At 72.7% G+C, this 21,481-nt stretch carries 17 protein-coding genes and 1 riboswitch; of the genes, 12 read left to right on the forward strand and 5 right to left on the reverse strand.

Annotated elements, in window-relative coordinates:
* Positions 1 to 4 precede the first annotated feature (4 nt).
* Positions 5 to 682 carry a response regulator gene (locus CYQ11_RS23650; protein WP_099202353.1) on the reverse strand — a complete coding sequence of 226 codons (678 nt, stop codon included), beginning with the start codon at positions 680 to 682 and terminating at the stop codon, positions 5 to 7.
* Entirely contained in the window at positions 679 to 2,397 is a 1,719-nt protein-coding gene (locus CYQ11_RS23655; protein WP_099202355.1) for a sensor histidine kinase, read from the reverse strand. The genes CYQ11_RS23650 and CYQ11_RS23655 overlap by 4 nt, the downstream gene beginning before the upstream one ends.
* A 299-nt stretch (positions 2,398 to 2,696) precedes the next feature.
* Between CYQ11_RS23655 and CYQ11_RS23660 the strand changes: the two genes are divergently transcribed.
* The 3 genes from CYQ11_RS23660 to CYQ11_RS23670 all read left to right on the forward strand — a co-directional run bounded on the left by CYQ11_RS23660 (position 2,697) and on the right by CYQ11_RS23670 (position 5,559).
* Complete coding sequence (locus tag CYQ11_RS23660) at positions 2,697 to 3,566, forward strand: ABC transporter ATP-binding protein (protein WP_099202357.1); 870 nt, start codon at positions 2,697 to 2,699, stop codon at positions 3,564 to 3,566.
* A 31-nt stretch (positions 3,567 to 3,597) separates the two neighbouring features.
* Positions 3,598 to 4,431, forward strand: coding sequence for an ABC transporter permease (locus CYQ11_RS23665; protein ID WP_240003714.1), 834 nt, complete (start codon positions 3,598 to 3,600; stop codon positions 4,429 to 4,431).
* Positions 4,432 to 4,500: 69 nt separating this feature from the next.
* Positions 4,501 to 5,559 carry an ABC transporter substrate-binding protein gene (locus CYQ11_RS23670; protein WP_181143762.1) on the forward strand — a complete coding sequence of 353 codons (1,059 nt, stop codon included), beginning with the start codon at positions 4,501 to 4,503 and terminating at the stop codon, positions 5,557 to 5,559.
* Between the two features lie 22 nt (positions 5,560 to 5,581).
* On the opposite strand, the gene CYQ11_RS23675 is transcribed toward CYQ11_RS23670, so the two are convergent.
* Positions 5,582 to 6,487 (reverse strand): ferredoxin family protein, encoded by a 906-nt coding sequence (locus CYQ11_RS23675; protein ID WP_099202361.1) that lies wholly within the window; start codon positions 6,485 to 6,487, stop codon positions 5,582 to 5,584.
* Positions 6,488 to 6,647: 160 nt separating this feature from the next.
* Between CYQ11_RS23675 and CYQ11_RS23680 the strand changes: the two genes are divergently transcribed.
* Complete coding sequence (locus CYQ11_RS23680) at positions 6,648 to 7,709, forward strand: CobW family GTP-binding protein (protein WP_099202852.1); 1,062 nt, start codon at positions 6,648 to 6,650, stop codon at positions 7,707 to 7,709.
* 4 nt (positions 7,710 to 7,713) lie between these two features.
* Here CYQ11_RS23680 and CYQ11_RS23685 read toward each other — a convergent pair whose 3' ends face one another.
* Positions 7,714 to 10,173 (reverse strand): DNA gyrase/topoisomerase IV subunit A, encoded by a 2,460-nt coding sequence (locus CYQ11_RS23685; RefSeq protein ID WP_099202363.1) that lies wholly within the window; start codon positions 10,171 to 10,173, stop codon positions 7,714 to 7,716.
* Between the two features lie 245 nt (positions 10,174 to 10,418).
* Between CYQ11_RS23685 and CYQ11_RS23690 the strand changes: the two genes are divergently transcribed.
* From CYQ11_RS23690 to CYQ11_RS23705, 4 genes are all read left to right on the forward strand, one after another.
* Positions 10,419 to 11,771: a M16 family metallopeptidase gene (locus CYQ11_RS23690; protein WP_099202365.1), complete on the forward strand. Its 1,353-nt coding sequence runs from the start codon at positions 10,419 to 10,421 to the stop codon at positions 11,769 to 11,771.
* 44 nt (positions 11,772 to 11,815) lie between these two features.
* The gene (locus tag CYQ11_RS23695; RefSeq protein ID WP_099202853.1) at positions 11,816 to 13,183 is read left to right on the forward strand and encodes a M16 family metallopeptidase; all 1,368 of its coding nucleotides are present in this window, start codon (positions 11,816 to 11,818) and stop codon (positions 13,181 to 13,183) included.
* A 215-nt stretch (positions 13,184 to 13,398) separates the two neighbouring features.
* Positions 13,399 to 13,553: riboswitch (cyclic di-AMP (ydaO/yuaA leader) on the forward strand.
* 13 nt (positions 13,554 to 13,566) lie between these two features.
* Positions 13,567 to 14,373 (forward strand): M23 family metallopeptidase, encoded by an 807-nt coding sequence (locus tag CYQ11_RS23700; protein WP_099202367.1) that lies wholly within the window; start codon positions 13,567 to 13,569, stop codon positions 14,371 to 14,373.
* A 226-nt stretch (positions 14,374 to 14,599) separates the two neighbouring features.
* The gene (locus CYQ11_RS23705; protein ID WP_240003675.1) at positions 14,600 to 15,247 is read left to right on the forward strand and encodes a GntR family transcriptional regulator; all 648 of its coding nucleotides are present in this window, start codon (positions 14,600 to 14,602) and stop codon (positions 15,245 to 15,247) included.
* Between the two features lie 308 nt (positions 15,248 to 15,555).
* Here CYQ11_RS23705 and CYQ11_RS23710 read toward each other — a convergent pair whose 3' ends face one another.
* Complete coding sequence (locus CYQ11_RS23710) at positions 15,556 to 15,837, reverse strand: HPr family phosphocarrier protein (protein ID WP_099202369.1); 282 nt, start codon at positions 15,835 to 15,837, stop codon at positions 15,556 to 15,558.
* A 154-nt stretch (positions 15,838 to 15,991) separates the two neighbouring features.
* On the opposite strand from CYQ11_RS23710, the gene CYQ11_RS23715 reads away from it, so the two are divergent.
* The 4 genes from CYQ11_RS23715 (at position 15,992) to CYQ11_RS23730 (ending at position 21,481) form a co-directional block, all read left to right on the forward strand.
* The gene (locus CYQ11_RS23715; protein WP_099202371.1) at positions 15,992 to 18,808 is read left to right on the forward strand and encodes a bifunctional acetate--CoA ligase family protein/GNAT family N-acetyltransferase; all 2,817 of its coding nucleotides are present in this window, start codon (positions 15,992 to 15,994) and stop codon (positions 18,806 to 18,808) included.
* 137 nt (positions 18,809 to 18,945) lie between these two features.
* Positions 18,946 to 19,533: a DUF5998 family protein gene (locus CYQ11_RS23720; RefSeq protein WP_099202373.1), complete on the forward strand. Its 588-nt coding sequence runs from the start codon at positions 18,946 to 18,948 to the stop codon at positions 19,531 to 19,533.
* Positions 19,533 to 20,753, forward strand: a complete 1,221-nt coding sequence (locus tag CYQ11_RS23725; RefSeq protein ID WP_099202375.1) for an alkaline phosphatase family protein — start codon at positions 19,533 to 19,535, stop codon at positions 20,751 to 20,753. Before CYQ11_RS23720 ends, CYQ11_RS23725 begins: the two co-directional genes overlap by 1 nt.
* A gap of 59 nt (positions 20,754 to 20,812) precedes the next feature.
* Positions 20,813 to 21,481: a thymidine kinase gene (locus tag CYQ11_RS23730; protein ID WP_099202377.1), complete on the forward strand. Its 669-nt coding sequence runs from the start codon at positions 20,813 to 20,815 to the stop codon at positions 21,479 to 21,481.

Here is a 21,481-nt window from a genome sequence, read left to right on the forward strand (position 1 = left end):
GCCGTTACCGCCGTGACCAGGCGTAACGATGCTCCGGCCGGCCCGTCTCGCCGTACTTGAGCGTCAGGCTCAGCCGCCCCGACTCCTGCAGTCGCTTGAGGTAGCGCTGGGCGGTCGAACGGCTCAGGCCGGAGCGCTCCGCCACCTCGTGCGCCGACAGCGGGCACGCCGCGTCCGACAGCACCCGGCGGATCAGGTCAGCCGTGGGTGCGGAGTGGCCCTTGGGCAGGGGAGTGGTGGTGGAGGCGGTGCGCAGGGTCCCGAAGATCCGGTCGACCTGGTCCTGCCCGGCCTCCCCGGCGCCCTCGATGGTCCGGCGCAGCTGTGCGTAGGCCTCCAGCTTCACCCGCAGTCCCGGGAAGGAGAACGGCTTCACCAGGTACTGCAGGGCGCCGTAGCGCATGGCCGTCTGCACGGTGGTCACGTCGCGGGCGGCGGTGACCATGATCACGTCGGTGTGGTGGCCCAGCTGCCGGATGCGGCGGACCAGCGACAGCCCCGTCTCGTCCGGCAGGTAGTGGTCCAGCAGGACCAGGTCGACGCCGCCCCGCTCCAGGACCGTCAGGGCGTCCGCCGCGTTGTGGGCCCGCGCCCTGACACGGAATCCCGGAATCCGGGCGACGTAGGCGGCGTTGATCTCGGCGACGCGGAAATCGTCGTCCACCACCAGGACCTCGATCATTGGTTCACTCCTTCGAGCGGTCTCGGTGCGCGCGACGGCTCTTCCGGTCCCGGCGCTCCAGGCCGGCTCCCTTCCGGATCACGCGCTTCCCGCAGGAGCGCTTCCCCGTCCGGCCCTCGCCCGCCAAGTTCCTCCGTACGCAGGGCTTCCGGCAGTTCCACCGTGAACACCGCGCCCCCGCCCGGCCGTTCTCCCACCCGGGCCGACCCGCCGTAGCGCTCCGCGAGCCGCCGCACCAGGGACAGGCCCAGCCCACGGGGCCGGTGCGGGGCCGGCTCCTTGGTGGACCAGCCGTCGGCGAACACCAGCTCGCGGACCTCCTCCGGGACCCCCGGCCCGTTGTCCGCGACGGTCAGGACGACCGTGGCCCCCACGGCCCGCAGCTCGACCTCCACGAAGGGGCCGGGGCAGGGGCCGGCGGCGTCCAGCGCGTTGTCCACGAGGTTCCCGAGCACGGTGACCAGGTCCCTGGGGTCCACCACCCGTTCGGGCAGACGCGTGCCCGCACTCACCCGCAGGGCCACGCCGCGCTCCGCCGCCACCGCGCTCTTGCCCACCAGCAGTGCGCTGACCAGCGGTTCCTGCACGCGCTCGGTGACCTGCTCGGCCGTGGCCCGGTGCGCTCCGGTGACCTCGGCCACGAAGTCCACCGCTTCCTCGTACATCCCCAGCTCCAGCAGGCCCAGGAGCGTGTGCAGGCGGTTGGCGTGCTCGTGGTCCTGGGCCCGCAGGGCCTCGGTCAGCCCCCGGGTGCCGTCCAGCTCCCGTCCCAGCTGCTCCAGCTCGGTACGGTCGCGCAGCGTCGCGACGGTGCCGCCGTCGGCCGTGTCCATGCGGTTGGCGACCAGCACCCGCCCGCCCGAGACGATCAGCAGGTCCTGACCGGCCACCCGCCCGGTCAGCACCTCGGTGGTCCGTCCCGGCGGCAGCACGGCCTCCAGCGGCTGCCCGACGACGTCCGGACCCAGCCCGAGCAGGCGCCGGGCGGCGTCGTTGACCAGCCGCACCCGGCCGCGCCGGTCCAGGGCGACCACGCCCTCGCGGATGCCGTGCAGCATGGCCTCCCGCTCGTCGAGCAGCGCGGAGATCTCCGAGAGCTCGATGCCGTGGGTGCGCTTGCGCAGCCGCCACGAGAGGGCGAAGGCGGCCAGTGCCCCGGCCGCCAGCGCCGCGCCCGCGCCCACGAGGATGCCGGGCAGGGCGTGCAGCAGCAGGTCGCGCACGTCGCCGTAGGCGATGCCGACGGACACGGCGCCGACGATCGCGCCCTCGCCGTCGCGCAGCGGGACCTTGCCGCGGGCCGAGCGGCCCAGTGTGCCGCTCTCGATGCCCGTCCACTCGCGTCCGCCCAGGGCCTGCCCCGGATCGGTGCTGACGTGCCGGCCGATCTCGGCGGGGGTGGTGTGGGAGTAGCGGATGCCCCGCGTGTCGACGACGACCACGTAACTGGCGTCCGTGGCCAGCCGGATGCGTTCCGCGGCGGCCTGTACGGGGCCCTCGGGATCGGGCGGGCCGGCCAGCACGGCGTGGGCGATGCCGGGTTGTGCGGCGGTGGCCTGGGCTATGGCCAGCGCCCGGTGCTCCGCCTGGTCGTCGAGCTGGGCGCCGAGCGGTTCGAGGAAGAGACCGGTGGCGAGCGCGGTGACGCCCGTGGTGATCACGAGCTGGACCGACAGGACGTGGGCGGAGACGCGACGGGGCCACCGGGGGCGCATGAGGGTCCCTTTCGTCTTCCTGGGGGTACGGGCGTGCTTTCCGATCTTGCGCTGGACGAGCCAGGGATGTGGACCGAACGTAGCCGGACGATGGCCGTTTGCTATCCCCCCGTGTCACTTTCGTTGTTCTATCGCGAGCAAAACGAGCAGAACAGGCTTCGTGCGCGGAAGTCGCACAGCGGTCACAAGACTGCCCCGGTGACGTGCGCCACTCCTAGCCTCCAGCACCGGCCGCCCCGCACGACAGACCGCGGGGACGGGGGGACGGCCGGACGACATCGGCGGCGAAAGGCGTACGGATGAACAGCGCGACCCCACGCGACACCCCACCGGACGGCGTCCCGGCGATCGAACTGCGCGGTGCGAGCAAGACCTTCCGCACGCCCTCGGGCGCGCGGCACACGGCCGTCCGCGATCTCGATCTCAGCGTGGCCCAGGGCGAGTTCGTCGCCGTCGTCGGCCCGACCGGATGCGGAAAGTCCACCACGCTCACCCTGGTGAGCGGCCTGGAGGAGCCCTCCGAGGGCCACGTCCTCATCGGCGGGGAGCCCGTCCGGGGCATCAGGCCCGAGGTCGGCTTCGTCTTCCAGCAGGACGCCGTCTTCCCCTGGCGGACGGTGCTGTCCAACGTGATGGCGGGGCCGCGCTTCCGCGGCGTGCCGAAGGCCGAGGCGCGCGAGCGGGCCCGTGACTGGCTCGGCCGGGTGGGCCTCGCGGCCTTCGCGGACCGGTACCCCCACCAGCTCTCCGGCGGCCAGCGCAAGCGCGTCGCGCTCGCGCAGACCTTCGTCAACGACCCCCGGATCCTGCTCATGGACGAGCCGTTCTCGGCCCTCGACGTGCAGACCCGGGCCCTGATGTCGGACGAACTCCTCGACCTGTGGGGCGGATCGCGCCCCGGCGCGCGCGAGGACTGCGCCCCTCCCGCCTCCGTCGTCTTCGTCACCCACGACCTGGAGGAAGCCATCGCGCTGGCCGACAAGGTCGTGGTGATGACCGCGGGCCCGGCCACCGTCAAGGAGATCTTCCCCATCCGGCTGCCGCGCCCGCGCAAGGTCGAATCGGTGCGTCTGGAGCCCGAGTTCATCGACATCTACCGCGAGATCTGGTCCTCCCTCGGCGAGGAAGTCCGCATCACCCGTGAGAGGGGTGCCTCCCGTGTCGCTTGAGTCCGCAGAGTCCGTCGGCGCCCCCACGGCCCTGAGCACGGTCAAGGGCCTGACCGAAGCCCGCGCGAAGGCCGCCCGCAACCGCAGGCTGCTGGTCCTCGGCGCCCGCGTGCTCCTCCTCGCCGCGCTGCTCACGACCTGGGAGGTCCTCGCCCGCACCAAGACGATCGACCCGTTCAACTTCTCGATGCCGTCGAAGATCTGGGACCAGATCGTGCAGTGGACGACGCACGGCACCACCCACGGCTCGCTCGGCCGGCAGATCTGGGTCACGCTGTACGAGGCGCTGGTCGGCTGGGGTGTCGGGGTGACGGCGGGCGTGGTCCTCGGCATCACGCTCGGCCGCGTCCGCTTCCTCGCCGACGTCCTCGGCCCGTTCATCAAGGTGCTCAACGCCCTGCCCAGGATCGTCCTCGCGCCGATCTTCATCATCTGGTTCGGCCTGGGCCCCGAGTCCAAGATCGCCTCGGCCGTGGTGCTGGTCTTCTTCCCCGTCTTCTTCAACGCCTTCCAGGGCGCCCGCGAGGTGGACCGCAACCTGGTCGCCAACGCCCGCATCCTGGGTGCCGGCGACCGCCGGGTGACCCTCCAGGTCGTCGTCCCGGCCGCCACCTCCTGGATCTTCACCAGCCTGCACGTCAGCTTCGGCTTCGCCCTCATCGGCGCGATCGTCGGCGAGTTCATCGGCGCCTCCGAGGGCATCGGGCTGCTCGTCGCCGAGTCGCAGGGGACCTTCAACGCCGCCGGCGTCTACGCGGCGATGGCCATCCTCGCCGCCGTCGCGCTCCTCGCCGAGGGCCTGCTGACCTTCGCGGAGAAGCGGCTCTTCCGCTGGAAGCCCGGCTCGCCCGGCGGAGAGCACTGAGGACATGCCCGCGAACGCACCGATCCGCACCACCACCGCCCGACTCCGATCCGACCGTAAGGAACGAAGATGCGTACGTTCGGCAAGCTCGCCAAGACCTCCGCGACGGCCGTCGCCGGCGTGATGTGCCTCGCCCTGTCCGGCTGTGCCGACGACTCGTCGGCCAACAGCCCGGGCAAGCACGAGGAGGCGCTCAAGGGCGACACCGTCAAGATCATGGTCGGTGGCCTGGACAAGGTCATCTACCTGCCCGCGGTCCTCACCCAGCAGCTCGGCTACTTCAAGGACGAGGGAGTGAACGTCAGGCTGCTGAGCGAGCCGGCGGGCGTCCAGGCCACCACCTCCCTCGTCGCCGGTGACGTCCAGGGCGTCGTCGGCTTCTACGACCACACCCTCGACCTCCAGGCCAAGGGCAAGCAGGTGGAGTCCGTGGTCCAGCTGGCCCAGACGCCGGGGGAGGTGGAGGTCGTCTCCAAGGAGGCGGCGGGCGAGATCAGCTCGCCCAAGGACTTCAAGGGCAAGAAGCTCGGCGTCACCGGGCTGGGCTCCTCCACCGACTTCCTGACGAAGTACCTGGCGGTCAAGAACGGCGTCCAGGTCGGCGACGTCACCCCGGTGGCCGTCGGCGCCGGCCAGACGTTCATCTCCGCGCTCCAGCAGGGATCCATCGACGGGGGCATGACCACCGACCCGACCGTCGCCCAGGTCGTGGCGAAGGACCTCGGCAAGGTCCTCGTCGACATGCGCACCCCCGAGGGCTCCAAGGCCGCGCTCGGCGGGCTCTACCCCTCCTCCAGCCTCTACATGAACACCGGTTGGGTCGACGGCCACAAGGAGACCGCCCAGAAGCTCGCCAACGCCCTGGTCAAGACCCTGAAGTGGATGTCGGAGCACTCGCCCGAGGAGATCGCGGCCAAGATGCCCGAGGACTACGCCAAGGGCGGCAAGGAGCTGTACGTCCGCTCGATCGAGAGCACGCTGCCGATGTTCACCAAGGACGGCGTGATGCCCGCCGACGGCCCCAAGACCGTCCACGAGGTGCTCAGGTCCTTCAACCCCGCCATCAAGAACGCCTCGCTGGACCTGGAGAAGACCTACACCACGGAGTTCGTGAAGCGGGCCGGCTGAGGGGCGTCCGCGGCCCGGGGGGTCACGGCAGGGGCGTGACGGCGACGACGTCCATCCGGGCCGGAGTGCCGAGCGCCCTGCCGCAGCTCTCCGGGCGGGGCGGCTCGGCGGCGCCCTGCTCGACCTCCACCCGCCAGGCGCGGCCGTCGGTGTGGGAGACCGTCACGCTCCAGCGCGGGCCGGCCCCCAGGGTCCCGGTGACGTCCAGGGCGTCGGCCCCCTCCTCACCGGTCAGCGCCCGCACCGCCAGCTCGGCCGCCTGGCCCGGACGCTCCCAGGCCGAGCGGCCGCGGCAGTTCGCGGTCGTGATCCGACCCTCGCGCGCCGCCTCAAGCACCTCCTTCACCGCCTGCGCGGTCGCCCGCCCGTAGGCGTAGCCGTACGGCAGGACGAAGAGGGTGGGCGCGAAGCGGTGACCACCGATGTGGGTGACCTCCCAGGCCTCGGTGCCGCCGGAAGCGGCCAGCTCGGCGGCGAGCGGCCGCCCGAGCAGCGCACAGCACCGGTCGCGCTTGCCGTTGGTGCACACCAGGGCCAGCGGCTCGCCCTCGTAGGCCTCCCACAGCCCGCCGTGCTCGCCGGCACCCAGCGCCCCGAGGTCCAGCTCCAGCAACGACGCCGGGTCCGAGACGCGCGTGGTGCGGATCCATGAACGGCCCGGAGCGGTGTGCGCGACGAAGATCCGCTGCGTGGCCGGCTCGTGGCAGTCGGCGTGCCGGCCCGGACGGCGGATGAGCGCGACGCGGACGCCCGTGCCCTCGGCCGCCGCGCCCAAGGCCCGGCCGACGGCCGGGGCGAGATGGCTGGAGGTGAGGGCGTCGGCGCCCCACGGGCCGGGCTGCTCGATCAACAGCCACGTCCGGGCGGGCGCGGCCGTGCCGGCCAGCGGCTCGGTCAACAGTCGGGAGGCGGTCGCGCACGTGCTCACGTAGGTGAGCCTAACCTGACCGGGCCGCCCGTGGCATCCGGAGGTCTGCCGGCCGCGGGCGGTGACCGCCGCGGGCCCTCCTATCCTGGAGCGGACCCGGACCGGGCAGCAGGGCTCCAAGGCCGTCCGCCCGTTCCCGACCGACGACGGAGGCGCTCCCTTGGCCAAGCGACAGATCCCGGTCATCGTTCTCGCGGGCTTTCTCGGCTCCGGCAAGACGACGCTGCTCAACCACCTGCTGGCCAGAAGCGGGGGCAGCCGGATCGGGGCCGTCGTCAACGACTTCGGCAAGATCGAGATTGACGCGATGACCGTCGCCGGCCAGGTCGACTCCATGGTCTCGCTGGGCAACGGCTGCCTGTGCTGCGCCGTCGACACCAGCGAGCTGGACGGGTTCCTGGACCGGCTCTCGCGCCCCGCGGCCCGCATCGACGTCATCGTCATCGAGGCCAGTGGGCTGGCGGAGCCGCAGGAGATCATCCGGATGATCCTGGCCAGCGAGAACAAGAGCATCGTCTACGGCGGGCTGGTCGAGGTCGTCGACGCGGCCGAGTTCTCCGCCGTCCGGGCCACGCACCCGGAACTGGACCGGCACGTGGCCATCGCCGACCTCGTCGTCCTCAACAAGGCCGACCGGATCGGGGACGAGGAGCGCGAGAGCCTGCTCGGGACGCTCGCGGAGCTGGCGCCCGGGACGCCGGTCGTCCCGGTGTCGTACGGCCGGATCGACCCCGAGCTGCTCTTCGACCGCAAGCCCCGGGAGGACCACCGGGAGGCCGTCCGGCAGCTCACCTTCGAGGACCTCGGCGCGGACGAGAGCGCGTGCTCGTCAGACGACGGGCACGATCACGGCCACGGCTGCGGGCATCTGCACGCCGCCTACGAGAGCGTCGAATTCATATCCGAGACCCCCATGAACCCGCGCCGGCTGATGGAGTTCCTCGACGGCCGGCCGGCGGGGCTCTACCGCATCAAGGGGTTCGTCCACTTCGGAGTGAAGGGCCACCGGCAGAAGTTCACCCTGCATGCCGTCGGCGATTTCCTGCGGTTCTACCGGTCGGCGTGGGCGCGCTCCGAGGAGCGCGCCACCCGCCTCGTCATGATCGGCAGGGGCATCGACGCCCGGGCCCTGACGGACGGGCTCGAAGCCTGCCGGGACCTCGCACCGCAGGACGCCGGGCCCGACAGCATGTGGGGCGTCCTGCGGTACGCGCGGTCCTGAGGGCCTACACCGGTCCCGCGACCACCGCCACCGGCTTGGGCAGCGGCGTGCCCGAGCCGTCGCGGCGCGGGTCGGGGTCGGGCAGCGGCACGGGGGAGCCCTTGGCGTCCGCGGCACGGGCCGGGGCGAGCCCCGCCCAGGCCAGGACCAGGCAGTCCTCACCCTTCAGGAAGCGCTGACAGCGCACGCCGCCGGTCGCCCGTCCCTTGCGCGGGTACTGGTCGAACGGCGTGAGCTTCGCCGACCCCTCCGAGACGTCACCGGGCAGACCGCCCCGGGCGCCGGCCACGGTGAAGACCACCGCGTCCTCCGCCGGGTCGACGACCGTGAAGGAGATGACCTTGGCGCCGGACGACAGCTTGATGCCCGCCATGCCGCCCGCCGGGCGCCCCTGCGGACGCACCTGCGAGGCCTGGTAGCGCAGCAGCTGGGCGTCGTCGGTGACGAAGACCAGGTCCTCCTCGCCCGTGCGCAGCTCCGCCGCGCCGACGATGCGGTCACCGTCCTTGAGGGTGATGACCTCCAGCTCGTCCTTGTTGGCGGGGTAGTCGGGGACCACGCGCTTGACAACGCCCTGCTCCGTGCCGATGGCGAGACCCGGCGACGACTCGTCCAGCGTGGTCAGGCAGACCACCCGCTCGCCGTCCTCCAGCGACAGGAACTCCGGCACCGGCGCACCGCCCGCCAGGTTCGGCGCCGCGGCCGTCTCCGGCAGCTGCGGCAGGTCGATCACCCTCAGCCGCAGCAGCCGGCCGGCCGAGGTCACCGCGCCCACCTCGCCGAGCGCCGTGGCCGGCACCGCCGAGACGATCGCGTCGTGCTTGACGCGCTTGGCCTCGCCCGCGCCCGGCGGGAACGGCTCGCCCGTGGCCGTACGGGCCAGCAGCCCCGTGGAGGAGAGCAGTACCCGGCACGGGTCGTCCGCGACCTGCAGCGGCACCGCGGAGGCCGGGGCGCCCGCCGACTCCAGCAGCACAGTGCGCCGGTCGGTGCCGAACTTCTTCGCCACGTCCGCCAGTTCGGAGGAGACGAGCTTGCGCAGCTCGGCGTCGGACTCGAGGATCTGCGTCAGCTTCTCGATCTCCTGGTGGAGCCTGTCCCGCTCGGACTCCAGCTCGATGCGGTCGAACTTCGTCAGGCGGCGCAGCGGGGTGTCGAGGATGTACTGCGTCTGCACCTCGGAGAGCGAGAAGCGCGCGACGAGTGACTCCTTCGCCGCCGCGGCGTTCTCACTCGATCGGATGATCCGGATGACTTCGTCGATGTCGAGGAGCGCCACCAGCAGCCCCTCCACCAGGTGCAGCCGGTCGCGGCGCTTGGTGCGGCGGAACTCGCTGCGGCGGCGCACCACCTCGAAGCGGTGGTCGACGTAGACCTCCAGCAGCTCCTTCAGGCCCAGCGTCAGCGGCTGGCCGTCCACCAGCGCGACGTTGTTGATGCCGAAGGACTCCTCCATCGGCGTGAGCTTGTAGAGCTGCTGCAGGACGGCCTCGGGGTTGAAGCCGTTCTTGATCTCGATGACCAGCCGGAGGCCGTGGGCGCGGTCGGTGAGGTCCTTCACGTCGGCGATGCCCTGGAGCTTCTTCGCGCCGACCAGATCCTTGATCTTGGAGACGACCTTCTCCGGGCCCACCGTGAAGGGCAGCTCGGTGACGACCAGGCCCTTGCGGCGGGCCGTCACGTTCTCCACGGAGACGGTGGCGCGGATCTTGAAGGTGCCGCGGCCGGTCTCGTAGGCGTCCCGGATGCCGGCCAGGCCCACGATCCGGCCGCCCGTGGGCAGGTCCGGCCCCGGCACGTACCTCATGAGCGTCTCGAGGTCGGCGCCCGGGTGCTTGATCAGGTGGCGGGCGGCGGCGACGACCTCGCCCAGATTGTGCGGCGGCATGTTCGTCGCCATGCCGACCGCGATCCCGGACGAGCCGTTGACCAGCAGGTTCGGATACGCCGAGGGCAGGGCGACGGGCTCCCGCTCGCTGCCGTCGTAGTTCGGCGTGAAGTCGACCGTCTCCTCGTCGATGGAGTCGGTCATCAGGGACGTCGCCGCCGCCATCCGGGCCTCGGTGTACCGCATGGCCGCGGGCGGGTCGTCGTTGCCGAGCGAGCCGAAGTTGCCGTGGCCGTCCACCAGCGGCACGCGCATGGAGAAGGGCTGGGCCATGCGGACCAGGGCGTCGTAGATCGAGGCGTCGCCGTGCGGGTGGAGCTTACCCATCACCTCGCCGACGACGCGGGCGCACTTCACGTACGACCGCTCGGGGCGCAGCCCCATCTCGTTCATCTGGTAGATGATCCGGCGCTGGACGGGCTTGAGGCCGTCGCGCGCGTCCGGCAGGGCGCGGGAGTAGATGACGGAGTAGGCGTACTCGAGGAAGGAGCCCTGCATCTCGTCGACGACGTCGATGTCGAGGATGCGCTCCTCGAACTCTTCCGGCGGCGGGGTCTTCGTGCTGCGGCGGGCCATCGCGGCTGCGGCTCCTTCGATCGATTGCCGTGGCGGGGTCTGACGCCGACCATTGTGGACCGCTCCACTGACAACCCCGACCGCGACCCGTCCGGGAGGCGTCCGGCGGGTCGGGAACTTCGCCAGACACCGGCGCGCTTGCATACAGTGACAGCACTGTTCATCACGCGGTTCGCCGCGCGTCATCACGCGAGATCCCGGGCGGCACCGCGAGATCTCAAGAGATCGAAGGGACGTACATGCCCATGGGTCACACGGCCACGCAACAGGCCGGTTCCGGCGGCCTGACAGCGACGGAGCACCGCCTGGCCAATGGCCTGCGGGTCGTGCTCTCCGAGGACCATCTGACCCCGGTCGCGGCCGTCTGCCTCTGGTACGACGTCGGTTCGCGCCACGAGGTCAAGGGCCGCACCGGCCTCGCCCACCTCTTCGAGCACCTGATGTTCCAGGGCTCGGCGCAGGTCAAGGGCAACGGCCACTTCGAGCTGGTGCAGGGGGCGGGCGGCTCGCTCAACGGCACCACCAGCTTCGAGCGCACCAACTACTTCGAGACCATGCCCGCCCACCAGCTGGAGCTGGCCCTGTGGCTCGAAGCCGACCGGATGGGCTCGCTGCTGACCGCGCTGGACGAGGAGTCCATGGAGAACCAGCGCGACGTCGTCAAGAACGAGCGCCGCCAGCGGTACGACAACGTGCCCTATGGCACGGCCTTCGAGAAGCTGACGGCCATGGCCTACCCCGACGGCCACCCGTACCACCACACGCCGATCGGCTCCATGGCCGACCTGGACGCCGCCTCCCTGGAGGACGCGCGGAACTTCTTCCGCACGTACTACGCGCCCAACAACGCCGTCCTCTCCGTCGTCGGCGACATCGACCCCGAGCGGACGCTCGCCTGGATCGAGAAGTACTTCGGCTCCATCCCGGGCCACGACGGCAAGCAGCCCCCGCGCGACGGCACCCTCCCCGACACCATCGGCGAGGAGCTGCGCGAGGTCGTCCGCGAGGAGGTGCCCTCCCGCGCCCTGATGGCCGCCTACCGCCTCCCGCACGACGGCACGCGCGAGGGCGACGCCGCCGACCTGGCCCTCACCATCCTCGGCGGCGGCGAGTCCTCCCGCCTCCACAACCGCCTGGTCCGGCACGACCGCTCCGCCGTCGCCGCCGGCTTCGGCCTGCTGCGCCTGGCCGGCGCCCCCTCCCTGGGCTGGCTGGACGTCAAGGCGTCCGGCGGCGTCGAGGTGCCCGACATCGAGAGTGCCGTCGACGAGGAGCTGGCCCGCTTCGCCCTGGAGGGGCCCACCCCCCAGGAGATGGAGCGTGCCCAGGCCCAGCTGGAGCGCGAGTGGCTGGACCGGCTCGCCACCGTCAGCGGACGGGCCGACGAACTGTGCCGCTTCGCCGTGCTGTTCGGCGACCCGCAGCTCGCCCTGACCGCGGTGCACCGCGCCCTGGACATCACCCCGGAGGAGGTGCAGGCCGTCGCCAAGGCCCGGCTGCACCCCGCCAACCGCGCCGTGCTGGTGTACGAGCCGACCTCGCCCCAGGCGGACGCCGACGCCACCGGCAAGAACGAGGAAGAGGAGACGGCAAAGTGAGCGACGCCGTAGCCGCGAGCACCCCGGAGACCGCAGGCCCTTCGATGGAATTCCACCCCCAGCCCCAGCCCGGCCTGCCGAGCCCCTGGGACTTCCCCGCCCCCGAGCGCGGCCAGCTCCCCAACGGCCTCACCGTGCTGCGCTGCCACCGCCCGGGCCAGCAGGTCGTCGCCGTCGAGGTCGTCCTGGACGCCCCCCTGGACGCCGAGCCCGAGGGCCTGGACGGCGTCGCCACGATCATGGCGCGCGCCTTCTCCGAGGGCACCGACAAGCTCAGCGCCGAGGACTTCACCGCCGAGCTGGAGCGCTGCGGCGCCACCCTGGACGCGCACGCCGACCACCCGGGCGTCCGGGTCTCGCTGGAGGTCCCGGCCTCCCGCCTGCCCAAGGCCCTCGGCCTGCTCGCGGACGCCCTGCGCGCCCCGGCCTTCCCGGACAACGAGGTGGAACGCCTCGTGCTCAACCGCCTGGACGAGATCCCGCACGAGCTGGCCAACCCCGCCCGGCGCGCCGCCATGGCCCTGGCCGCCGAGCTCTTCCCGGCCGGCACGCGCATGTCCCGGCCGCGCCAGGGCAGCCAGGAGACCGTCGAGCGCATCGACGCCGCCGCGGTGCGGGCCTTCTACGAGGCCCACGTCCGCCCCGCCGCCGCGACCGTCGTGGTCGTCGGCGACTTCACCGGCGTCGATCTCGACCACGCCCTGGCCGAGTCCCTGGGTGCCTGGACCGGTGGCCCGGCCGAGCCCCGGCCCATGCCGGCCATCAGCACGGAGGACGCCGGCCGCGTCGTCATCGTCGACCGCCCCGGCGCCGTCCAGACCCAGCTGCTGCTGGGCCGCGTCGGCACCGACCGGCACGACCGCGCCTGGCCCGCCCAGGTGCTCGGCACCTACTGCCTCGGCGGCACCCTGACCTCCCGTCTGGACCGGGTGCTGCGTGAGGAGAAGGGCTACACCTACGGCGTGCGGGCCTTCTGCCAGGCGCTGCGCTCCGCGCCCGACGGCACGGGCCTCGGGATGGTGGCCGTCAGCGGCTCCGTGGACACCCCCAACACGGGCCCGGCGCTGGAGGACCTCTGGGGAGTGCTGCGCACCCTGGCGGCCGAGGGCCTGACCGAGGCCGAGCGGGACGTGGCCGTGCAGAACCTGGTCGGCGTCGCCCCGCTGAAGTACGAGACGGCGGCGGCCGTCGCGGGCACCTTCGCGGACCAGGTCGAGCAGTACCTGCCGGACGACTACCAGGCGGGGCTGTACGAACGCCTCGCGGAGACCGGCACGGTGGAGGCCACCGCGGCCGTCGTGAACGCCTTCCCGGCCGACCGGCTCGTCACGGTCCTCGTGGGCGACGCGGCCGAGATCGCCGAGCCTGTCAAGGCGCTGGGGATCGGCCCGGTGACGGTCGTCTCCGCCTGACGGGCGCTCAACAGCACTGAGGCGCTCCGGCGCACAAGGGAGACGCGTGGGCTCGTTGAGGCCCACGCGTCTCCCTTATGTCCAATTTCATGTAGTGGTTGCACGTTGGTCGTGTGGCGTACGTCATAAAATCCCAGTTCTGTTTGCCGTTCGAATCTGACGCCGATTAGCGTCAGTGCGGCAGTCCGTCAGATCGGAGCCGCAACCGCGGCCCCGGATTGTCATCGCCGAGTTCCCGAGGCGCGAGCCGAGGGGAGCCGGGGACCCAAACGTCCCTGGGGTGAATCGGAGCCCTCTCACGAGGGATCCGTAGGAGACCTTCCTGCTCCGAACCCGTCAGCTAACCCGGTAGGCGAGAAGGAAGGAAAGGATCGGCGACAGCCATGTCGTTCACCCGTCCCAGCGGGAAGCACCGTCGTCCCAGCCGTGCCGTGCGCGTCAGCGCCAACGTGGCGGGCATAGCCACCCTGACGGCGGCCGGCGTCGTCGCGGGTGTCGCGGCCCCGGCCTTCGCCGCCTCCGGCGACGACTCCCAGCGCCCCGAGGACACGGGCCTGACGCAGGCCATCGTCATGGGCGACGTCATGGCGGACACCATCGACGCCCAGGCCGAGACCCAGCGCAGCGCCGCCGACGAGGCCGCCGCCCGGTCCCACGCCGAGGCCGCGGCCAAGCAGAAGGCCGCCGACGTCAAGCAGCGCTACGAAGAGGCCAAGCGCAAGCTTGAGGAGGAGCGCGAGGCCAAGGAGCGCGCCGCCCGCGAGGAGGAGCGCAAGCGCCTCAACACCTTCGTGATGCCGATCACCGGCTCCTACGTCTCCACCTCCTACAAGGCCTCCAGTGGCCTGTGGTCCTCCGGCAGCCACACCGGCGTGGACTTCCACGCCGACTCGGGTACCTCGGTGCACGCGGTGGGCGCGGGCACGATCGTCGAGGCCGGCTGGGGCGGCGCCTACGGCAACAACGTCGTCATCAAGCACAACGACGGCACCTACACGCAGTACGGCCACCTGCTGACCATCGAGGTGTCCGTCGGCCAGTCCGTCACCGCCGGCCAGGAGATCGGCGTCTCGGGCGCCACGGGCAACGTCACCGGCCCGCACCTGCACTTCGAGGCCCGCACCGGCGCCACCTACGGCACCGACATCGACCCGGTCGCCTACCTGCGCTCCCACGGCGTCGACATCTGAGGTCCGCACGCCGCGGATTTCCACCCGGAAGCCTTCCGAAGACCCCGGCCACGGCCGGGGTCTTCGCGTTGTCACGGCCGGGCGCGCCGGTGTCCGGGCGGGCTGGCCAAAAGGCGTCCACCGCCCGGGACGAGCCATCGGAAATCTCCGGGCATTGCCCTAGAGTCGCCTCGTGAACGGCGACCGTGAGGGCAGAGGCGAAAGCGGCCGTATTTCGACGCACGCCGTGTGCACGGCAATTCGCGACGACATCGTCTCGGGTGTGCTCCCGCCGGGCGGCCGGCTCGTCGAGGAAATCCTCGCCCGCCGCTACGGGGTCTCCCGGGTGCCCGTGCGCGAAGCCCTGCGCACCCTCGCCTCCGAGGGATTCGTGATCATCCGCCGGAACGCCGGGGCCTGCGTGGCCGAGCCCTCCGAGCAGGAGGCGGCCGACCTGCTCGACGTGCGCGCCCTGCTGGAGCCCCTGGGGGCCGCCCGGGCGGCCCAGCGCCGTACGGAGGCGCACCTGAAGGTCCTGCGCGGCCTGGTGCGCCTGGGTCAGGACCGGGCCCGCACGGGGCGGGTGGGCGACCTGCGCCCGCTCGCCGACTGGTTCGACGAGACCCTCGCCCAGGCGTCCGGCAGCCCCAGCCTGGCCACGCTTCTCACCCAGCTGCGCCGCAAGATCGCCTGGGTGTACGCGGCCGAGCCGTCACCGCGGCCCACGGTGGACTGGGAAACCTGCGGGGCCCTGGTGGACGCCGTGGCCCGGCGCGACGCCGAGCGCGCCGGGTCGCTCGCCGCCGTCCGTGCGCAGCGCTCCCCCGGCGCCTACCGGCTGCACCGGCCGGGACGCGCGAAACGTGTCGTCAACACAGCCGGCGCGCGGCCTTAACAACGACCCGCTATTACTGGGGAAACAGGCCGGGAAATCGTGGCGGTTTCCGGTCGGCGCGCCGTGTGCGGACCACCGATTCCGCACACGGCGCGCGCCACCGAGTACGGCGGACGCGACGCGCGGAGCGCAAACATGACGCGCGGTATGGACATCGCGCGCGGTCAATCGTGACGCGCGGCAGGAAAGCGGCGTCGAAAAGCGCGCCCTGCGACGCCTGAAACACGTGACGGGGCCGCGGCGGTCCGAAAGCGGCCGCCACGGCCCCGCGTGCCGTCCCGCCCGCCGCGAAGGGCGGGACGAAGAGGTCAGACGGTCTCGGGGAGCTCCTCGAGCCCCTCGGCGACCAGCTTGGCCAGACGGTCGAGCGCGGCCTCGGCACCCTCCGCCTCGGTGGCGAGGACGATCTCCTCGCCGCCCTGGGCGCCCAGGCCCAGCACCGCGAGCATCGAGGCGGCGTTGACGGGGGTGCCGTCGGCCTTGGCGATCGTCACGGGGACGCCGGCGGCCGTCGCCGCACGGACGAAGATCGACGCGGGCCGGGCGTGCAGGCCCTCGGCCCAGCCGACGTTTACGCGGCGCTCAACCATGGTGTTGCCCTTCAAGTCGATATTGGTTGTCTAGACCATTGTGGCACGCGGCGCGCGATGCCCGTGCGCGGCCTGCGCGCGGGCGGCTCCGGCGGCTCCCGCCGCCCCGGGCGCCGCCGGTCCCGCTGTCGGTGCCCGGCCTTACGCTGGCCCCATGCAGATGCCGCCCGAGCACGTGTACCCGGCCCACTGGGAAGCCGACGTCGTGCTGCGCGACGGCGGCACGGCGCAGATCCGCCCCATCGCCCCGGACGACGCGCAGCGTCTGGTCAGCTTCTACGAGCAGGTCTCGGACGAGTCCAAGTACTACCGCTTCTTCGCCCCCTACCCCCGGCTCTCCGACCGGGACGTGCACCGCTTCACCCACCACGACTACGTGGACCGCGTGGGCCTGGCCGCCACCGTCGGCGGCGAGTTCATCGCGACCGTGCGCTACGACCGCATCGACGCGCGCGGCCTGCCGGCCTCCTCCCCGGCCGACGAGGCCGAGGTGGCCTTCCTCGTCCAGGACGCCCACCAGGGCAGAGGCGTGGCCTCCGCCCTCCTGGAGCACATCGCGGCGGTGGCCCGCGAGCGCTCGATCCGGCGCTTCGCCGCCGAGGTGCTGCCGGCCAACACCAAGATGATCAAGGTGTTCACGGACGCCGGCTACACCCAGAAGCGCAGCTTCGAGGACGGCGTCGTCCGCCTCGAACTCGACCTGGAACCCACCGACAGGTCCCTCGCCGTCCAGCGCGCCCGCGAGCAGCGCGCCGAGGCCCGCTCCGTGCGGAGGCTGCTCGCCCCCGGCTCCGTCGCGGTCGTCGGCACCGGCCGCGAGCCCGGCGGCATGGGCCGCACCGTGCTGCGCAACCTCCTCGCCGGCGGCTACACCGGCCGTGTGTACGCGGTCAACAGGGCGTTCCCCGAGGGCCCTTCGACGCTGGAACCCGAGGGCGTCCCGGCCCACCGCTCCGTCCTGGGCATCGAGGACCCCGTCGACCTCGCCGTCGTCGCGGTGCCGGCGGCGCAGGTGCCATCCGTCGTCGCCGACTGCGGTGAGCACGGCGTCCAGGGCCTCGTCGTCCTCTCCGCCGGATACGCGGAGAGCGGGCAGGAGGGCCGCGACCGCCAGCGCGAGCTGGTCCGCCAGGCCCGTTCGTACGGGATGCGCCTCATCGGCCCCAACGCCTTCGGCCTGATCAACACCGCCGCCGGCGTCCGGCTCAACGCCTCCCTGTCGCCCGAGCTGCCCGCCGCCGGGCGGGTCGGCCTCTTCAGCCAGTCCGGCGCGATCGGCATCGCCCTCCTGGGCGGACTGCACCGGCGGGCCGCCGGCCTCGTCGGCATCTCGACCTTCGTCTCCGCCGGGAACCGCGCGGACCTCTCCGGCAACGACTTCCTCCAGTACTGGCACGACGACCCCGACACGGACGTCGCGCTGATGTACCTGGAGTCCCTCGGCAACCCCCGGAAGTTCACGCGCCTGGCCAAGCGCACGGCGGCCCGCAAGCCGCTCGTCGTCGTCAAGGGCGCCCGGCACGGCGCCGTCGCCGCGCCCACAGGGCACGCCGTGCCCACCACCCGCATCCCCGACGCCACCGTCTCCGACCTGCTGCGCCAGGCCGGCGTCATCCGCGTCGACACCGTGACCGAACTGGCCGACGTGGGACTGCTGCTGGCCTCCCAGCCGCTGCCCGCCGGCCCGCGCGTGGCCATCCTCGGCAACTCCGAGTCCCTCGCCCTGCTCACGTACGACGCCGTGCTGACCGAAGGGCTGCGCCCCCAGCCCCCGCGTGACCTGACCACGGCCGCCGCGCCCGCCGACTTCCGCGCCGCCCTCGCCGAGGCCCTCGCCGACCGCTCCTGCGACGCCGTGGTCGTCACGGCCATCCCCTGGGTCGGCGACGCCTCGGCGGCGGACCTGGCCGCCGCCCTGCGCGAGGCGGTCGCCCGGTCCCGGGCCGCGAAGCCCGTGTCCGTCGTCCACCTGGAGATCCCGGGCCTCGCGGAAGCCCTGGCCGCCCCGCTGCCGGACGAGGGCGGTCCGGCGGAGAGCCGCCCCGAGGCCGGGGGAGAGGCCGCCGAAGCCCCCGCCCCCGCCGTCCGGATACCGGCCTATCCGGCCGCCGAGCGCGCCGTGCGGGCCCTCGCCGAGGCCGTCCGGTACGCGCAATGGCGCCGCCAGGCCGCCGACCCCGGGCGCGTGCCCGAGTACGAGGACATCGACGAGGCCGGAGCCGCCGCCGACATCGGCGTGCTGCTGGAGGCGCACGGCGCGACCCCGGGCACGGGCCCGCGCCGGGCCGTCACCCTCTCCGCCGCCGACACCCAGCGCCTCCTCGCCCGGTACGGCATCGCCGTCCTGCCCGCGCTGCCCGCCCCCGACCCCGACGGCGCGGTGCGGGCCGCCCGCCGCCTCGGCTTCCCCGTCGCCCTCAAGCCCACCGCGCCGCACCTGCGGCACCGCGCCGACCTCGGCGGCGTCCGGCTCGACCTCGGCACCGAGAGCGAACTGCGCCGGGCCTACGCCGAATTGACCGAACTGCTCGGCAAGCCCGAGGAGACCCGGCTCGTCGTCCAGTCGATGGCCCCCCGCGGGGTGGACACCGTCGTCCGGGCCGCCATCGACCCGGCGGCCGGCGCCGTGCTGTCCTTCGGGCTGGCCGGCGCCCCCTCCCTGCTGCTCGGCGACACCGCCCACCGTCTCGTCCCGGCCACCGACCGGGACGTCTCCGACCTGATCCGCTCGATCCGCACCGCGCCCCTGCTCTTCGGCTGGCGCGGCTCCACCCCGGTGGACACCCCCGCCCTGGAGGAACTGCTGCTGCGCGTCTCCCGCCTGGTCGACGACCACCCGGAGGTCGTCGGCGCGGACCTCGAGCCCGTGATCGTCGCCCCGCACGGAGTGCACATCCTGGGCGCCTCCATACGTCTCGCCCCACCGCCCGCCAGGACGGACCTCGGCCCGCGCAGCCTGCCGCACTACTAGGGGGTGTCCGACGGGTCAGCACGGGCCCTGCGGAGCCCGGCACGGCACCTCGCTGCGTTGTCGCATCAGCCGAGGACGCCCGGCGGTGTCCGACGGGGCCCGGCAGCCGGACTCCGTACGCCCCGTAGGATGGGCGTATGGCGAAGACCGGTACGACGACCCAGGGGCTGCGCGCGGCCATCGAGCGCAGTGGCTACTACCCGGCTCTCGTGGCCGAGGCGGTGGAGGCCGCGGTGGGCGGGGAGCCGGTCGTGTCGTACCTGGTCCACCAGGAGACGACCTTCGACTCCAACGAGGTGCGCCGGCACGTGACGGTCCTCGTCCTGACCAGCACCCGATTCATCGTCAGCCACACCGACGAGCAGGCCGCCGACGGCACCTCCCCGTCGCCCTACGCCACGACCTCCACGGAGTCGGTCAAGCTGGACCGCATCTCCTCCGTGGTGCTCAGCCGCGTCGTCGCCAACCCCGAGGCCTACACCCCGGGCACCCTGCCCCGCGAGGTCGTCCTCACCATCGGCTGGGGCGCCGTGTCCCGCATCGACCTGGAGCCCGCCGCCTGCGGCGACCCCAACTGCGACGCCGACCACGGCTACACCGGCTCCTCCACGGCCGACGACCTGAGCCTGCGTGTCAGCGAGGCCGGTGACGGCCCCGACACCGTCCGCCAGGCCCTCGCCTTCGCCCAGGCCCTCTCCGAGGCGACCGTGGCGACCGCCCGCTGATGTCCGGATCATCCGCCGGCCCCACGGCCGCAGGCGCGGCCTGGCACGACCCGGTCCCGCTCGACCCCCGCTCCGCCCCGCTGCCCCGTTACGGCACCGGATCGCTCGCCGATCTCCTGCCGACCGTCGCGGCCGGCCTCGGCGTCCCGGGCCTGTCCGCGGGCATGGAGCTGGCGCCCGCCGACCGCGTCTGCGTCTTCCTGATCGACGGCCTCGGCTGGGAGCTGCTGCGCGCCCACCCCGCCGAGGCGCCCTTCCTGCACTCGCTGCTGTCCACCTCCATGAACGGCACCGGGACGCCCATGACGGCGGGCTTCCCGTCCACCACCGCCACCTCGCTGGCCTCGGTCGGCACCGGTCTGCCCCCCGGCGCCCACGGCCTGCCCGGCTACACCGTCGCCGACCCGGCCACCGGAGCGCTGATGAACCAGCTGCGCTGGCGCCCGTGGACCGACCCGCACGCCTGGCAGCCGTACCCCACCGTCTTCCAGCTCGCCGACGCGGCGGGCATCGCCACCTGCCAGGTCTCCGCGCCCGACTTCCAGCACACCCCGCTGACGAAGATCGCACTGAGTGGCGGCACGTTCCACGGCCGCCTCTCCGGCGAGGAGCGGATGGACCTCGCCGCCGACCGGCTCGGCGCCGCGGACCGCTCGCTCGTCTACACCTACTACAGCGAGGTCGACGGCAAGGGCCACCGCTTCGGCGTGGACTCCGAGGAATGGCGCGGCCAGCTGATGTACGTGGACCTGCTCGCCCAGCGCCTGGCGGAGCAGCTGCCGCCGCGCTCCGCGCTGTACGTCACCGCCGACCACGGAATGATCGACATCCCGTTCGACCCCGAGTCGCGCATCGACTTCGACGAGGACTGGGAGCTGCGCGCCGGAGTGGCGCTGCTCGGCGGCGAGGCCCGGGCCCGCCACGTCTACGCCGTGCCCGGCGCGGCCTCCGACGTGCTGGCCGTGTGGCGCGAGGTGCTCGGCGAGCAGATGTGGGTCGCGGGACGCGACGAGGCGATCGAGGCCGGCTGGTTCGGCCCGCCCGGCGAGGGCGTCGACGACCGGGTCTACGCGCGCATCGGCGACGTCGTCGCCGCCGCCCGGGACGACGTGGCGATCGTGGCGACCGAGACCGAGCCGAACGAATCGACGATGGTCGGGCTGCACGGCTCCATGACGCCCGTCGAGCAGCTGGTGCCGCTCCTCGAAGTCCGCTCCTGAAGCGCGCTTCCCCCCTCTTTCCGACCGCCCCCCGACAAACGAAAGGCATTGGCCTTCCCATGCCCGAGCTGGTGTTCTTCTCCGGAACGATGGACTGTGGAAAGAGCACCCTCGCTCTGCAGATCGAGCACAACCGCTCGGCCCGGGGACTCCAGGGCATGATCTTCACCCGCAACGACCGTGCGGGCGAGGGGAAGCTGTCGTCGCGCCTCGGGCTGGTCACCGACTCGGTGGAGGCGAGCGAGGAGCTCGACTTCTACGCGCACCTCGTCGGGCACCTGTCCTCGGGCGGCCGGGCGGACTATGTGATCTGCGACGAGGCGCAGTTCCTCACCCCCGAGCAGATAGACCAGCTGGCCCGGATCGTCGACGACCTCGAACTCGACGTCTTCGCCTTCGGGATCACCACCGACTTCCGCACCAAGCTCTTCCCCGGCTCCCGGCGCCTGGTCGAACTCGCCGACCGTGTGGAGGTGCTCCAGGTCGAGGCGCTGTGCTGGTGCGGGGCACGGGCCACGCATAACGCCCGTACGATCGGCGGACAGATGGTCGTCGAGGGCGAACAGGTCGTCGTCGGTGACGTCAACCAGCCGGAGACCGTCGTCGGTTACGAGGTGCTGTGCCGGCGCCACCACCGCCGCCGGCTGACGGCGGCCGCGGCCCGGGCGGCCGCCCTGTCGCCGGACGTGCTGCCCGTGGACCCGGAGGTCCGGCTCGCGGGCCGGTGA

Source organism: Streptomyces cinnamoneus (genome assembly GCF_002939475.1).
Classification (GTDB): domain Bacteria; phylum Actinomycetota; class Actinomycetes; order Streptomycetales; family Streptomycetaceae; genus Streptomyces; species Streptomyces cinnamoneus_A.